Annotated in this window: 13 protein-coding genes and 1 riboswitch; of the genes, 12 read left to right on the forward strand and 1 reads right to left on the reverse strand. The window is 70.9% G+C overall.

What is annotated here, in order from left to right; translation table 11 throughout:
- Positions 1 to 46: 46 nt before the first annotated feature.
- The 3 genes from ACGFYP_RS22430 (at position 47) to ACGFYP_RS22440 (ending at position 2,967) form a co-directional block, all read left to right on the forward strand.
- Positions 47 to 1,033: a glycosyltransferase family 2 protein gene (locus ACGFYP_RS22430; RefSeq protein WP_393496241.1), complete on the forward strand. Its 987-nt coding sequence runs from the start codon at positions 47 to 49 to the stop codon at positions 1,031 to 1,033.
- A gap of 132 nt (positions 1,034 to 1,165) precedes the next feature.
- Positions 1,166 to 1,810 (forward strand): SurA N-terminal domain-containing protein, encoded by a 645-nt coding sequence (locus ACGFYP_RS22435; protein WP_361961152.1) that lies wholly within the window; start codon positions 1,166 to 1,168, stop codon positions 1,808 to 1,810.
- A gap of 188 nt (positions 1,811 to 1,998) precedes the next feature.
- The gene (locus tag ACGFYP_RS22440; RefSeq protein WP_393496246.1) at positions 1,999 to 2,967 is read left to right on the forward strand and encodes a nucleoside triphosphate pyrophosphohydrolase; all 969 of its coding nucleotides are present in this window, start codon (positions 1,999 to 2,001) and stop codon (positions 2,965 to 2,967) included.
- Positions 2,968 to 2,989: 22 nt separating this feature from the next.
- On the opposite strand, the gene ACGFYP_RS22445 is transcribed toward ACGFYP_RS22440, so the two are convergent.
- On the reverse strand, positions 2,990 to 4,189 hold the full coding sequence (locus ACGFYP_RS22445; RefSeq protein ID WP_393496249.1) for a globin domain-containing protein: 1,200 nt from the start codon (positions 4,187 to 4,189) through the stop codon (positions 2,990 to 2,992).
- Positions 4,190 to 4,308: 119 nt separating this feature from the next.
- Here ACGFYP_RS22445 and ACGFYP_RS22450 point away from each other — a divergent pair, with 119 nt between their 5' ends.
- The 9 genes from ACGFYP_RS22450 to ACGFYP_RS22490 all read left to right on the forward strand — a co-directional run bounded on the left by ACGFYP_RS22450 (position 4,309) and on the right by ACGFYP_RS22490 (position 14,899).
- Positions 4,309 to 5,610 (forward strand): cytochrome P450, encoded by a 1,302-nt coding sequence (locus tag ACGFYP_RS22450; protein WP_393496252.1) that lies wholly within the window; start codon positions 4,309 to 4,311, stop codon positions 5,608 to 5,610.
- 114 nt (positions 5,611 to 5,724) lie between these two features.
- The gene (locus tag ACGFYP_RS22455; protein WP_393496255.1) at positions 5,725 to 6,717 is read left to right on the forward strand and encodes a transglycosylase family protein; all 993 of its coding nucleotides are present in this window, start codon (positions 5,725 to 5,727) and stop codon (positions 6,715 to 6,717) included.
- Between the two features lie 265 nt (positions 6,718 to 6,982).
- Positions 6,983 to 7,157: riboswitch (cyclic di-AMP (ydaO/yuaA leader) on the forward strand.
- A 3-nt stretch (positions 7,158 to 7,160) separates the two neighbouring features.
- Complete coding sequence (locus ACGFYP_RS22460; RefSeq protein ID WP_393496258.1) at positions 7,161 to 7,853, forward strand: transglycosylase family protein; 693 nt, start codon at positions 7,161 to 7,163, stop codon at positions 7,851 to 7,853.
- A 349-nt stretch (positions 7,854 to 8,202) separates the two neighbouring features.
- Positions 8,203 to 9,489 carry a phosphopyruvate hydratase gene (eno, locus tag ACGFYP_RS22465; protein ID WP_393496261.1) on the forward strand — a complete coding sequence of 429 codons (1,287 nt, stop codon included), beginning with the start codon at positions 8,203 to 8,205 and terminating at the stop codon, positions 9,487 to 9,489.
- A 113-nt stretch (positions 9,490 to 9,602) separates the two neighbouring features.
- Positions 9,603 to 10,067 (forward strand): septum formation initiator family protein, encoded by a 465-nt coding sequence (locus ACGFYP_RS22470; protein ID WP_361961138.1) that lies wholly within the window; start codon positions 9,603 to 9,605, stop codon positions 10,065 to 10,067.
- Positions 10,068 to 10,203: 136 nt separating this feature from the next.
- Positions 10,204 to 10,746 carry a DUF501 domain-containing protein gene (locus ACGFYP_RS22475; protein ID WP_361961136.1) on the forward strand — a complete coding sequence of 181 codons (543 nt, stop codon included), beginning with the start codon at positions 10,204 to 10,206 and terminating at the stop codon, positions 10,744 to 10,746.
- The gene (locus ACGFYP_RS22480) at positions 10,743 to 11,657 is read left to right on the forward strand and encodes a Ppx/GppA phosphatase family protein (protein ID WP_361961134.1); all 915 of its coding nucleotides are present in this window, start codon (positions 10,743 to 10,745) and stop codon (positions 11,655 to 11,657) included. The genes ACGFYP_RS22475 and ACGFYP_RS22480 overlap by 4 nt, the downstream gene beginning before the upstream one ends.
- A 369-nt stretch (positions 11,658 to 12,026) precedes the next feature.
- Positions 12,027 to 13,412 carry an NAD(P)/FAD-dependent oxidoreductase gene (locus ACGFYP_RS22485; protein WP_361961132.1) on the forward strand — a complete coding sequence of 462 codons (1,386 nt, stop codon included), beginning with the start codon at positions 12,027 to 12,029 and terminating at the stop codon, positions 13,410 to 13,412.
- A gap of 194 nt (positions 13,413 to 13,606) precedes the next feature.
- Entirely contained in the window at positions 13,607 to 14,899 is a 1,293-nt protein-coding gene (locus ACGFYP_RS22490) for a class I SAM-dependent methyltransferase (RefSeq protein WP_393496269.1), read from the forward strand.
- The last annotated feature ends 54 nt before the right edge of the window (positions 14,900 to 14,953 follow it).

Below are 14,953 nucleotides of genomic sequence, written 5' to 3' on the forward strand. Positions count from 1 at the left end.
TGTTTCGAATCGGCCGGAGTCACCCGCGTCGGTTGTTGTGTCCTTCGTGCTTCTTTCGATCGTGGTCCCGTGTTTCAACGAAGAGGAGATCATCGGTCGCTTCCACGACCATGTGACCGCCGAACTCTCCCGCTTCGACGGGGAATTCGAGCTGGTCTACGTGGACGACGGAAGTCACGACCGGACCCTCCCGCTCCTGGAGGAGATCGTCGCTTCCGACCCCCGCGCCCGGTACGTCTCCTTCAGCCGGAACTTCGGCAAGGAGGCCGCCATGCTGGCCGGCCTGCAGCACGCCGCGGGCGACGCCGTCGTCATCATGGACGCCGACCTCCAGCACCCGCCGGAGCTCGTGCACCGCATGCTGGCCCTGCACTCCGAGGGGTACGACCAGGTCATCGCCCGGCGCACCCGCAAGGGCGACCGGGTCACCCGCACCCTGACCGCCCGCGCCTACTACTGGGCGATCAACCGGCTCGTCGACGTCGAGCTGGTGGACGGGGTCGGCGACTTCCGGCTGCTCTCGCGCCGTACCGTCGACGCGATCCTCGAACTCACCGAGTACAACCGCTTCTCCAAGGGCCTTTTCGCCTGGGTCGGATTCCGCACCACCACATTCGAGTACGAGAATGCGGTACGTGAGGAGGGCCGTTCGAAATGGACCTTCGGGAAACTTCTCAACTACGGGCTCGACGGACTCCTCTCCTTCAACAACAAGCCGCTGCGGGCCGCCGTCTATCTGGGAATGGTCCTGGTCTCGGTGGCGCTCGCGTACGCGGCCTGGATCGTCGGTGACGCGCTGGTCAACGGCGTCGACACGCCCGGATACGTCACGCTGCTCGTCATCGTCACGGCGCTCGCCGGTGTCCAGATGGTGATGCTCGGTCTCGTGGGCGAGTACGTCGGCCGTATCTACTACGAGGTGAAGCGGCGACCGCACTTCCTGGTGAAGGCGACGAACGCGGACGTTCCGCTCCCCCCGGCCGCCACCACCCGAACGCGTGAGTCGTTGATCGAGACAGTCACGTCGAAGTAGTGGCCCCGGCCACGGCGACTGCCTACCATCGATCACCGCAAGGTCGTTCCGCCCGCCCGCCAGCCCGACCACCACCCCTCAACGAGACGCTTCGCGCCGCACCTGTTGAATGACCCACGCCGGGAGGCTCCTTTGCACCGCCGCACCGCGCTCTCCGTCTCCGCCGCGCTCCTCGCCGCGGCTCCGCTGCTCGCCGCCTGCGGCGGTGAGCCCCACCCAGGGGCGGCGGCCGTCGTCGGTGGCGAACGGATCGAGGTGTCCAGCCTCCAGGCGCAGGTGCGGGACGTGCGGACCGCGCAGGAGGCGTCCCCGCAGTCCGCGCAGCTGCTCCAGGCCACCGGCGACCTCAGCCGCGAGAAGCTCAACGTGATGATCTTCGACCGGGTGGTGGACAAGGTCGCCGAGGACAACGGGATCACGGCGTCGCGCGGCGAGATCCAGCGGACGCGGAGCGAGTTCGCCAAGCAGAGCGGCGGCGAGGAGCAGCTCGCCGCGACCCTGCTCCAGCAGCAGGGGGTCGCCCCCGACCAGATCGACGGGGTCGTCCGCCGCACGGTCCTGATGAACAAGATCGCCGAGAAGCTGGGCATCGCGAACACCCCGGAGGGCCAGAAGAAGCTCCTCGGAGTCTTCACAGCGGCCTCGAAGGACCTCAAGATCGACGTGAACCCGCGCTTCGGGGCGTGGGACGACACGAAGATCCAACTGGGCACGTTCACGGCCCCGTGGGTCCGGCAGATCAGCCAGGACCCGGCGGCCGCGGAGGCGGGCGCGTAGGCGGGGCTGTCCGGCGGATCAGGGCCGGGGCCACGACGCCTGGCACGGCACCTCGCCGCGTTGCCGAAACGCCTGAACAGCTCCGCTATTGAGGCGCCCCGGCGCCTTGCGATGCACCGCACCAGACGCCGCGTCCTGTCCGACCCTGACCCGCCGGACAGCCCCCGGCCCCACGTAGGCTCGGAAGGGTGAACGCCACATCACCCGCCGAGTCCGGTCGCATCGTCCTTCTCACCGCCAGCCACCGCGTGGCGCCCGGACTGCTGTCCTGGCCCGCGTGGCAGGCGCTGCACGGCGCCGACCGGGTGCTGTGCGCCGACGAGAACCACCCGCAGCTGCCGTACCTCCGCGAGGCCGGCGTCGCCGTCGAGCACGCCCGCCCGGCGGCGCAGGAGCTCGTCGAGGCGTGCGCCGGCGGCCGGACCGTCGTGATCCTGCCCTCCGGCGAGGGTGACCAGGCGCTCACCGACGGGCTCGCCCGCCTGGCCGGCTCCGGCCGCGTCACGATGCCCGACCTGGAGCTGCTGCCCGGCTCGTACGACCTGCCCGGCGCCCGACTCCTGGACCTGGTGCAGGTCATGGACCGGATCAGGCGCGAGTGCCCGTGGTCCTCGCGCCAGACCCACAAGGGGCTCGCCAAGTACGGCATCGAGGAGTCGTACGAACTCGTCGAGGCGATCGAGGACGGCGACCGCGACGAACTGCGCGAGGAGCTCGGGGACGTCCTCCTCCAGGTCGTCTTCCACGCCCGGATCGCCGAGGAGGACGAGGAGGAGCCGTTCTCCGTCGACGACGTCGCCGCGACGATCGTGGAGAAGCTGATCCACCGCCACCCGCACGTCTTCGGCGACGCGAAGGCGGAGACCCCGGAAGAGGTCAAGGCGCACTGGCTGCGCACCAAGGCGATCGAGAAGCAGCGCGACTCGGTCACCGACGGGGTGCCGCTCGGCCAGCCGGGCCTGGCGCTCGCCGCGAAGCTGGCGGGCCGGGTCCGCACGGCGGGCCTGGACGTGGAGCTGCCCAAGGGCGACGGCATCGGCTACGACCTGCTGGCCCTCGCCGCCGAGGCGGAGGCCTCCGGCACGGACCCGGAAGCCGCCCTGCGCGCGGCGGCCCGCGCGTACCGGGACGCGATCCTCGCGGCGGAGGGGCGGTAGCCCCGGGTACCCCTAGGGGCGGTCACCTGGGGTGGGGCGCGCGGTCGGCCGGGTTGTGCCAGTGGGGTTCCGGGCGGGCGATGAACCATTCCGCCGTGCCAAGCGGGCGGGCCTCGCCCGGTGTCGGGAGGCGGTCGTGGTGGACGCGCGGGGCGCCCAGCTGCTGAAGGGCCGGGAGGGTCTCCGCCAGTAACTCGGGCGGGCCCGCCACGTAGACGTCGTGCGTGGGCCAGTTGCCGCAGGCGTACAGCGCGCGCAGCAGCCGCTCCGTCGCCTGCTCCCGCGGACGCTCGGGCGCGGAGGCGATGTACGTGACCTTCAGGCCGGGTATCCGTTCCCGCAGGTGCTCCGCGTCCCTCTTCCCGTACAGGTACTCCTTCGCCCGTGCCACCAGGAAGAGCCGCGCCTCGACGCCCTCCGGGCCGTCCGCCACCTCCTCCAGGAGCGCCTTGACCGGCGCCCAGCCCGTCCCCGCGGCGATGTAGCTGCGCGGGACGTCCGGCGCCGTGCGGGCCGTCAGCGCGCCGCCGGGCGCGCTCAGCCGGAGCGGCTCGCCCTCCCGTACCGCGTCGACGAGCGTCGTGCTCATCGCCCCGCCCGGGATCCGGCTCACGTGCAGGTCCACCGTGCCGTCCGCGCGGGCGGCGTTGGCCAGGGAGTACGTCCGCCACACCCGGGGGACCCGGAGCGAGCTGACGCCGACGTACTGCCCCGGCCGGTACGCGAAGGGCCTGCGGGGCTTCAGGGTCAGCACCGCCAGGTCCTCGTCGAGCCGCCGGTGCCGGACGACGACGGCGTCCCACCAGGGCGGCTCACCCTCGGCCTCGGCCTGCTCGGCGCCCCGGATCATGAGCTCGGCGACGTATCCGTACGCCTCGGCCCACGCCTTCTCGGCCTCGACGCTCCAGGCGGCCCCCGCGGCGTGCGCGAAGGCGGCGGTCAGGCTGGTGCCGACGGCGGCGTAGAGCGCGGGGGAGGCGAGGAACTTGCGGTGGTCGCGGCCCAGATGGGCGAGGTACTCCGCGAGCCCGGGGTCCTCCAGATGGGTCACGACATGGGTGAGCGCGGCGAAGAGCCGGTCGCGCTGGGCCCGCAGGTCCTCGGGGAAGAGCTCGCGGACGCCCGGGTTGTGCCAGAACAGATGGGAGTAGAAGAAGGTGACGGCATGTTCGGCCCGTCTCTCGACGACGGCGAACGTGCTTCTGAGCAACTGGGCATCCACGCGGGAGAATCTAGGCCACTCCTCTTCACGGGATGATCACATCTCGGAGGCTGGGCGGCCCGGAGGCCGGACCGGGCGGCCCGGAGGCCGGTGCGGCGGTCACCTTGTACCGTCTCAGGGTGAGCACGCCCCCCGCCGAAACCCCCGCCGGACCCCCCGCCGAAACCCCCGCCGGACCCCCCGCCCCCGAGCTCTTCACCTGGGAGTTCGCGACCGACCCGTACCCCGCCTACGCCTGGCTGCGCGAGCACGCGCCCGTCCACCGGGCCAAGCTGCCCAGCGGGGTCGAGGCCTGGCTGGTGACCCGGTACGCGGACGCCCGGCAAGCGCTTGCCGACCAGCGGCTCTCGAAGAACCCGGCGCACCACGACGAGCCCGCGCACGCCAAGGGGAAGACGGGGATTCCGGGGGAGCGCAAGGCCGAGCTGATGACGCATCTGCTCAACATCGACCCACCCGACCACACCCGGCTGCGCCGTCTCGTCTCCAAGGCCTTCACCCCGCGCCGCGTCGCCGAGTTCACGCCCCGGGTGCAGGAGCTGACGGACCGGCTGATCGACTCCTTCGCGGCGAAGGGCTCCGCCGACCTCATCCACGAGTTCGCCTTCCCGCTGCCCATCTACGCGATCTGCGACCTGCTCGGGGTGCCGGAGGAGGACCAGGACGATTTCCGGGACTGGGCCGGGATGATGATCCGGCACGGCGGAGGGCCGCGCGGCGGGGTGGCGCGGTCGGTCAAGAAGATGCGCGGCTACCTCGCGGAGCTGATCCACCGCAAGCGGCTCGATCCCGGCGACGACCTGATCTCGGGGCTCATCAAGGCCTCCGACCACGGCGAGCACCTCACCGAGAACGAGGCCGCCGCCATGGCCTTCATCCTCCTCTTCGCCGGCTTCGAGACCACCGTCAATCTGATCGGGAACGGGATGTACGCCCTGCTCCGTCATCCGGATCAGCGCGCCCGTCTGCAGGCCTCGCTCGCCGCAGGGGAGCAGGGCCTCCTGGAGACCGGTGTCGAGGAGCTGCTGCGCTACGACGGGCCGGTGGAGCTGGCGACCTGGCGGTACGCCATGGAGCCGCTGACGATCGGCGGCCAGGCGATCCCGGCGGGCGACCCGGTCCTCGTCGTGCTCGCCGCCGCCGACCGCGACCCGGCGCGCTTCGACGAGCCCGACACGCTCGATCTGTCCCGGCGCGACAACCAACACCTCGGCTACGGGCACGGCATCCACTACTGCATCGGGGCGCCGCTCGCCCGGCTCGAAGGACAGATCGCGCTTGCCACGCTCCTGACGCGCCTGCCGGATCTGCGACTTGGTGCCGATCCGTCCGATCTGCGGTGGCGGGGCGGGCTCATCATGCGTGGATTGCGCACACTTCCGGTGGAGTTCTCCCCCTCGTCCACCTCTCGCGAGAGCTGACGATCCGTCAAGACTGTGACTTTTACGTGATCTCCGCTGCATCGACTTGTGACTCACGTTCGAATGCCGCTACGTTCACCGTCACCTCAGCAGTCACGCGAAAGGCAGCTCCGCATGCGCTCCGGGAACGGACGACACCGCAGACCCCGCCAGGCCCCCGCCATCGTCGTCGCCGCAGGCGTGACGGGATCGGCCCTCGCGTTGCCCCTCCTCGGGGCGGGCTCGGCCTCCGCCGCCGACGCGGCCACCTGGGACCGGGTCGCCGAGTGCGAGTCGGGCGGCCAGTGGAGCGCCCACTTCGGCAACGGCCTCTACGGCGGGCTGCAGTTCACCCAGGAGAGCTGGGAGCGCCACGGCGGTCTGGCGTACGCGCCGAGCGCGGACCTCGCCAGCCGCGCCCAGCAGATAGTGGTGGCCGACAAGGCCTTCGCCGCGGGTGACACCCAGTGGGCCACCTGCGCCCCGATCGCCGGTCTCACCGTCGACGGCGTCAAGCCCGGCGTCGACCCGGGTCCCGCCGTCGAGCCGAGCGAGCCGACGGGCCCGCTCCCGGAGTCCAACCGGACCGCCGGCCTTCCGAACGTCCAGGCCCCGCCGGAGGCCCTCGAGGGCCCCGAGGCCACCCCGACCCCGTCGGCGCCCTCCTCGCCCTCCGCGGCCACCCCCGGGGCGTCCCCCGCGCCGACCGCTCCCGGGACCGGCAAGCACCGGGGCGGCGCTGCCCCGGAGGCTACGGACGGGACGGACGAGTCGGGCAAGACGGACAACTCGCGTGAAACGGGCCGTCACGCCTCGCCGGCTGACGGGTCGACACCGGGCGCCACCGACGAGGAGGCGGCGAATCGGGACAGTAAGGACAGTGGCGACACTGCGGACAAGACGCCTGCCGAGGGCATCGCGGACGCTATCGGTGAATACACCGTCAAGCCCGGCGACAACCTCACCGAGATCGCCCAGCGCAACGAACTCCCCGGCGGCTGGGGCGCCCTCTATGACGCCAACCGATCGACCGTCGGCGCCGACCCGAACCTCATCCTCCCTGGCCAGAGCCTGGATCTGACGATCGGTACGCCCGCGGAGAAGGACGCGGAGACGGACCCGAAGTAGGGGTGGTTCGAGGCCGAATGTCCGGTTCTGTGCAAGTGAGACATGGGTCTCTTCGCCTCAACTGGCGTGTCTCGTCCGCAAACTCTGCTTCCGTCACCTCTCACCTGCGTAAATACCCTTCGTCCCGAGGCAAGTAGGGCCGTTTTGTCCCTCATGGACGTCTTTGAACTTCCCTCGGGTCTGTGTCTACGGTCGTCACCGCTCGCCACCGCGGGCCCCGTCGACCGAAACGCCGAATCCTGCCGTCGGCCGATGGGAACAGTCGTCGCGTCATGCGCCGTAGGCAGGAGCGGGGGACCCAAGGTAAGTGCCGTCCCCGGCCGTTGAGACAGACGGCCGAAGGAACGGCTTGGGGTGAAGCCGCGCGCCAGCCGCGCGGCCGGGCAACTCACATGGCCCGAACCCGACAGCTCACCTCGTAGGCGTCGGTGAGGAGAATCTCCATGCTGTTTTCCGCCAAGGGCAAACACCGTCGTCCCTCCAAGGCCACCCGCGCCGTCGCCCTCGCCGGTGTCGCCGGTGTCGCCGTCGCCGCCCCCCTGATGACCGCCGGCACCGCCTCGGCCGCCACGGTCTCCGAGTGGGACAAGGTCGCCCAGTGCGAGTCCGGCGGCAACTGGTCCATCAACACCGGCAACGGCTACTACGGCGGCCTGCAGTTCTCCAGCTCCACCTGGGCCGCCTTCGGTGGCACCCAGTACGCCGCCAGCGCCGACCAGGCCTCCAAGTCGCAGCAGATCGCGATCGCCGAGAAGGTCCTCGCCGGTCAGGGCAAGGGCGCCTGGCCGAGCTGTGGCGTCGGCCTCTCGTCCGCCACCCCCGGTGCCGTCGAGGAGAGCGCCCCGGCCCAGCAGGCCGCCCCGAAGCCGGAGCGTCAGGCCGAGCAGCCGACGACCCGCAGCGAGACGCGGACCGCCCCGAAGAAGGCCGAGTCCAAGAAGACCGTCACCACCCCGACCGGCAAGAAGGTCAAGAAGGGCGACGGCGAGTACAAGGTCGTCTCCGGCGACACCCTGAGCACCATCGCCGCCGCGCACGACGTCAAGGGTGGCTGGGCGAAGCTCTTCGAGCTCAACAAGGGCGTCGTCGAGGACGCCGACCTGATCTACCCGGGCCAGCAGCTTCACCTGAAGTGAGCCCGACGGCCCGCGTGAGTCCGGCGGCTCACGTAGGTCCTTCGACCCTCCCGCGGTGACCACCCCGGTCCGGAGCGCCCTTCCCCCGTGCGCTCCGGACCGGGGTTCCGCGCTGTCCGGGGTCCGTCGTCCGCGGACCGCCGGGCGGCCCCGTCGCGCGGCCGCGCCGGGGTTACCGGCGAGTAGTTCTGAGGGTCTTTGGCCCTGGATGCGTACCCTTGGGTCCTTTTTCGTCCCAGGGGGCGGGCGCCCGGCTGGCTGGAGCCCGCGAGCCGGTTAGGCTCTTGTCGCAAGGCCAAAGCGACCCTGCACCGCAAGCGTCACATCTAGCGTCACATCCCAGAAGGAGATGCTCGTGCCGTCCATCGACGTCGTCGTAGCCCGGGAAATCCTGGACTCCCGAGGCAACCCCACGGTCGAGGTCGAGGTCGGCCTCGACGACGGCAGCACCGGCCGTGCTGCCGTTCCGTCCGGTGCCTCCACCGGTGCGTTCGAGGCCATTGAGCTCCGTGACGGAGACAAGAACCGCTACCAGGGCAAGGGCGTCGAGAAGGCCGTCCTCGCCGTGATCGAGCAGATCGGCCCGGAGCTCGTCGGCTACGACGCCACCGAGCAGCGCCTCATCGACCAGGCCATGTTCGACCTGGACGCCACGGACAACAAGGCCTCCCTCGGCGCCAACGCCATCCTCGGCGTCTCCCTCGCCGTCGCGCACGCCGCGTCCGAGGCCTCCGACCTCCCGCTCTTCCGCTACCTCGGCGGCCCGAACGCGCACCTGCTGCCCGTTCCGATGATGAACATCCTGAACGGCGGCTCGCACGCCGACTCCAACGTGGACATCCAGGAGTTCATGATCGCGCCGATCGGCGCGGAGTCCTTCTCCGAGGCCCTGCGCTGGGGCACCGAGGTCTACCACACCCTCAAGTCCGTCCTGAAGACCAAGGGCCTGTCCACCGGCCTCGGCGACGAGGGCGGCTTCGCCCCGAACCTGGACTCCAACCGTGAGGCGCTCGACCTCATCCTGGAGGCCATCAAGCAGGCCGGTTACGCCCCGGGCAAGGACATCGCGCTCGCGCTCGACGTCGCCGCGTCCGAGTTCTACAAGGACGGCTCGTACGAGTTCGAGGGCAAGTCGCGCTCGGCCGCCGAGATGACCGAGTACTACGAGGAGCTCGTCGCCGCGTACCCGCTGGTCTCCATCGAGGACCCGCTGTTCGAGGACGACTGGGACGGCTGGAAGGTCCTCACCGACAAGCTGGGCTCCAAGGTCCAGATCGTCGGCGACGACCTGTTCGTCACCAACCCGGAGCGCCTGGCCCGCGGCATCGAGGACGGCGCCGCCAACGCGCTGCTCGTCAAGGTCAACCAGATCGGTTCGCTGACCGAGACCCTGGACGCCGTCGAGCTGGCCCAGCGCAACGGCTTCAAGTGCATGATGTCGCACCGCTCCGGCGAGACCGAGGACGTCACCATCGCCGACCTCGCCGTCGCCACCAACTGCGGCCAGATCAAGACCGGCGCCCCGGCCCGCTCCGAGCGCGTCGCCAAGTACAACCAGCTCCTGCGCATCGAGGAGATCCTCGACGACGCGGCCGTCTACGCCGGCCGCAGCGCGTTCCCGCGCTTCAAGGGCTGATCCGAGGATCCGGAGGGTCCTGAGGACCCCGCATCACCCTCGGTTACGTACGTCCCCGCACCCGGTCCCGTACCGTGTGCGGGGACGTCCGTACGTAAAGGGGAGGCGCGCACATGGCCCGGGACCGGTTCTCGACCGCGACCAGGATCAAGCTGCTCGGTGAGCAGACCGCCGCCCGCGTCTACCGTTCCCAGACCCGCCGCCAGGCCCGCCGCTCCCGGCTCACCGGCCGCGCGGCCTTCCTCGCCCTGGTCGTCTGCTCGCTGGTCGTCGCCCTCGCGTACCCCATGCGGCAGTACGTCTCCCAGCGCGGCGAGATCGCCGAGCAGGAGCGCCAGGCCGCCGAGGCCGCCGCGCGCGTCGAGGAGCTGCGGGACGAGAAGGCCCGGCTCCAGGACCCCGCGTACGTCCGCCGGCTCGCCCGCGAGCACCTGCACTACGTGATGCCGGGCGAGACCGGCTTCACCGTGAACGACCCCGAGGCCGAGCGCGCCCGCCGCACCGAGCAGAGCGAGGCGGACCGCCCCTGGTATTCCGACCTCTGGGACGGCGTCGACCGCGCCGACACGGGCCGCTGACGCCACGACGCGAGATGATGGACCCCGGCCCCGACGGGTCGTGACGCCCCGGGCGGGCGGGAGCTCCCCGCATCCGAGCACCGTCCACCCACCGTCCACCCCACCGACCGCCCTCGACGAGAAGACAAGACGCAGCATGGAAACGCCCCCTCCGCAGACCGCCCGCACCGAGCCGACCGAGGCGGACGTCGCCGCGTTCAAGGACCAGCTCGGCCGCCCGCCCCGGGGGCTGCGCGCCATCGCGCACCGCTGCCCCTGCGGCAACCCGGACGTCGTCGAGACCGCGCCGCGGCTCCCGGACGGCACCCCGTTCCCCACCACGTACTACCTGACCTGCCCCCGGGCGGCCTCCGCGATCGGCACGCTGGAGGCCAACGGGGTCATGAAGGAGATGCAGGCCCGGCTCGGCACCGACCCGGAGCTTGCCGCCGCCTACCGGGCCGCGCACGAGGACTACATCGCCCGCCGTGACGCCATCGAGGTCCTGGAGGGCTTCCCGAGCGCCGGTGGCATGCCGGACCGGGTCAAGTGCCTGCACGTCCTCGTCGGCCACTCGCTGGCCGCGGGCCCCGGCGTGAACCCGCTGGGCGACGAGGCGATCGCGATGCTGCCGGAGTGGTGGGCCAAGGGCCCCTGCGTCACCCCGTGCGCGGAGAAGGACGAGGAGGCCGCCGAATGACCCGGGTCGCGGGCATCGACTGCGGTACGAACTCCATCCGTCTCCTCGTCGCCGACGTCCACCCGGAGACGGGTGAACTGATCGAGCTGGACCGGCGGATGACGATCGTCCGGCTCGGCCAGGGCGTCGACAGGACCGGCCGGCTCGCGCCCGAGGCACTGGAGCGGACCTTCGCCGCCTGCCGCGACTACGCGGCCGTCATCAAGGAGCTGGGCGCCGAGAAGCTGCGCTTCGTCGCCACCTCCGCCTCCCGGGACGCGGAGAACCGCGACGAGTTCGTGAGCGGCGTCCTGGACATCCTGGGCGTCGAGCCCGAGGTGATCACCGGCGACCAGGAGGCCGAGTTCTCCTTCACCGGCGCCACCGGCGAGCTGCACGGCACGGAGAAGTACCTCGTCGTGGACATCGGCGGCGGCTCCACCGAGTTCGTCGTCGGCAACCGGCACGTCGAGGCCGCCCGCTCCGTCGACATCGGCTGCGTCCGGCTCACCGAGCGCCATGTGCGCAGCGACCCGCCGGCCGCCGGGGAGGTCGCCGCGATCCGCGCCGACATCCGCGCCGCCCTGGACCTGGCGGAGGAGACCGTGCCGCTGCGGGAGGCCGAGACCCTGGTCGGGCTCGCGGGCTCGGTCACCACGGTCGCCGCGATCGCGCTCGGGCTCCAGGAGTACGACTCCGAGAAGATCCACCACTCCCGTATCGCGTACGAGAAGGTCGCGGAGATCGTCGACACGCTCCTCGCCTCGACCCACGACGAGCGCGCCGCGATCTCCGTGATGCACCCCGGGCGGGTCGACGTCATCGTCGCCGGGGCGCTCGTCCTGCTGGAGATCATGGAGCGGACGGGGGCCCGTGAGGTCGTCGTCAGCGAGCACGACATCCTCGACGGAATCGCACTCTCCGTGGCATAACGGGCACGCCCCGACGCCCCCCGCGACACCGCGTCGGGAAAGTTCGTGAAGTTCTTCACAAGGAAATGGGCCCTGATGGGGGTCGTGGAGGGCCAACTGGGCCTCCAGCGCCCCTGTCGGGGCTCATTCGTAGGCCGAGGGCCCTGTTCGCTCGTTGTTTCCATCGTGTGAACGCACCCCGTGGTTCGGGGTTAACGGACCCTCTCCGGGCCAGTTCAGTAGGGGTGAACAACGTTCACCCCTGCACTGTGGTTCCTTTGCACGACCATGACCTGGGTCACGTGGGCGGCGGAGTGTAGCAGAGGTGGTCCACAACCTTGTGAAGGGGCGCACGAGCGACCCCCCTGGGAGGGGTGGATACTCGGATGCATGAGCACCACGGAGCGTCCCAGGATCCTCGTAGTAGGCGGTGGGTACGTAGGCCTGTACGCAGCACGACGCATCCTCAAGAAGATGCGTTATGCGGAAGCGACCGTCACGGTCGTCGACCCGCGCTCGTACATGACGTACCAGCCCTTCCTCCCCGAAGCCGCCGCAGGCAGCATCTCCCCGCGCCACGTCGTCGTCCCGCTGCGACGCGTCGTGCGCGGAGCCGAGGTGCTCACCGGTCGCGTCACCACCATCGACCAGGACCGCAAGGTCGCCACGATCGCGCCGCTCGTCGGCGAGGCGTACGACCTGCCGTTCGACTACCTGGTCATCGCGATGGGCGCGGTCTCCCGTACCTTCCCGATCCCCGGCCTCGCCGAGCAGGGCATCGGCATGAAGGGCGTGGAGGAGGCCATCGGCCTCCGCAACCACGTCCTGGAGCAGCTCGACAAGGCGGACTCGACGACCAACGAGGAGGTCCGCCGCAAGGCGCTGACCTTCGTCTTCGTGGGCGGCGGCTTCGCCGGCGCGGAGACCATCGGCGAGGTCGAGGACATGGCTCGCGACGCGGCGAAGTACTACACCAACGTGAAGCGCGAGGACATGCGCTTCATCCTGGTCGACGCAGCCGACAAGATCCTTCCCGAGGTCGGCCCGGAGCTGGGCCGCTGGGGCAAGGAGCACCTCGAGGGCCGCGGTGTCGAGATCTACCTCTCGACGTCCATGGACTCCTGCGTCGACGGTCACGTCGTGCTGAAGAACGGCCTCGAGGTCGACTCCAACACGATCGTGTGGACCGCGGGCGTCAAGCCCAACCCGGCGCTCGCCCGCTTCGGCCTCCCGCTCGGCCCGCGCGGCCACGTGGACGCCCAGCCGACCCTCCAGGTCACCGGCACCGACTACATCTGGGCCGCCGGCGACAACGCCCAGGTCCCGGACCTGGCCGCGATCAAGGCCGGCGTCCCGGCCGAGCGCGCCTGGTGCCCGCCGAACGCCCAGCACGCGCTGCGTCAGGCGAAGGTCCTCGGCGACAACGTGGTCTCCGGCATGCGGGGCTTCCCGCAGAAGGAGTACTCGCACTCCAACAAGGGTGCTGTGGCGGGCCTCGGCCTCCACAAGGGCGTCGCGATGATCGTCATGGGCAAGATGAAGATCAAGCTCAAGGGCCGGCTCGCCTGGTACATGCACCGTGGCTACCACGGCATGGCCGTCCCGACCTGGAACCGCAAGATCCGCGTCTTCGCCGACTGGACCCTCGCGATGTTCCTCAAGCGTGAGGTCGTCTCCCTCGGTGCGATGGAGACGCCGCGCGAGGAGTTCTACGAGGCGGCCAAGCCCGCCCCGGCTCCCGCCGCCGCGAGCCAGGAGAAGGCCAAGGCCTCCTAGTTCCACCCCGCTGTTCCCGTAAGGGCCGTCCGCCATCCGTGGTGCGGGCGGCCCTTCGGCATGTCCGCCCGAGTGTTCCGCCCGCCCGGGTGTTTTGCCGAGTCGTTGCGCGCCTACGGGACGAAAAACGCCTACGGAGGGTGTTTACGTGGTGACGAGCATTTCTGGGGCACGACATCACGGAGGTGTGCACCATGGCCGACGCCGCATCGCGGCTGACCACTCTCGCGGAGGACCTGCTGGGGTCCCCGCTCCCGGTGCGGCTGCGAGCCTGGGACGGCAGCGAAGCCGGGCCCGCGGACGCCCCGGTCCTGATCGTCCGGGACCGCCGCGCCCTGCGCCGGATGCTCTGGAAGCCCGGGGAACTCGGTCTCGCCCGCGCCTGGGTGGCCGGTGAGATCGACGTCGAGGGCGACCTGTACGAGGTCCTGGACCGGCTCGCGGGGCTGCTCTGGGAGCGCTCGGAGGAGACCAGGAGCGCCCTGGAATCCGTACGCGACCCGAAGCTGCGCGCCGCGGCCGCCGCGCTCCTGAAGCTGGCCGGGCCCTACCCGCCGCCCGCGCCGCCCGCCGAGGAGATGCGCCGCCGCACCGGCTCCCGGCACAGCAAGCGCCGCGACAAACAGGCGATCAGCCACCACTACGACGTGGGCAACGACTTCTACGCCCTCGTCCTCGGGCCCTCGATGGTCTACTCGTGCGCGTACTGGACGGACGGCGGGACTCTTGAGGACGCCCAGCGCGACAAGCTGGACCTGATCGCCCGCAAGCTGAACCTGAAGGAGGGCGACCGGCTCCTCGACGTCGGCTGCGGCTGGGGCTCCATGGCCATCCACGCGGCCCGCGAGTACGGCGCCCAGGTCGTCGGCGTCACCCTCTCCCGCGAGCAGGCCGCCTTCGCCCGCAAGCGGATCGCGGAGGAGGGCCTGACCGACCGGATCGAGATCCGGGTCCAGGACTACCGGGACGTCAAGGACGGCCCGTACGACGCGATTTCCTCCATCGGCATGGCCGAGCACGTGGGCGAGGTCCGCTACCGCGAGTACGCGGACATACTGCACTCCCTGCTCAAGCCGGGCGGCCGGCTGCTCAACCACCAGATCTCCCGCCGCCCCGAGCCGGACGAGGCCGCCTACGAGGTGGACGCGTTCATCGACGCGTACGTCTTCCCCGACGGCGAACTCGCCCCCATGGGGCGGACGCTGACGACGCTTGAGGACGCCGGCTTCGAGGTCCGTGACGTGGAGGCGATCCGCGAGCACTACGCCCTGACGCTGCGCCGCTGGGTGGCCAACCTGGAGGGCGCCTGGGAGCGGGCCGTACAGCTCACCTCGCCGGGCCGGGCGAGGATCTGGCGGCTCTACATGGCCGCCTCCGCGGTCTCCTTCGAGCGCAACCGGATCGGCGTCAACCAGTTCCTCGCCGTGAAGACGCCCGAGGCCGGGACCTCGGGCGTGCCGCTGCGGCCGCGGGTCTGGAACGAGTAGGGGTCAAGCGCCGTACGTACGCCGAAGGGCCGGGCTCCCGTGGGGGAGTCCGGC

This window comes from Streptomyces sp. NPDC048370 (assembly GCF_043200825.1).
Lineage (GTDB): Bacteria > Actinomycetota > Actinomycetes > Streptomycetales > Streptomycetaceae > Streptomyces.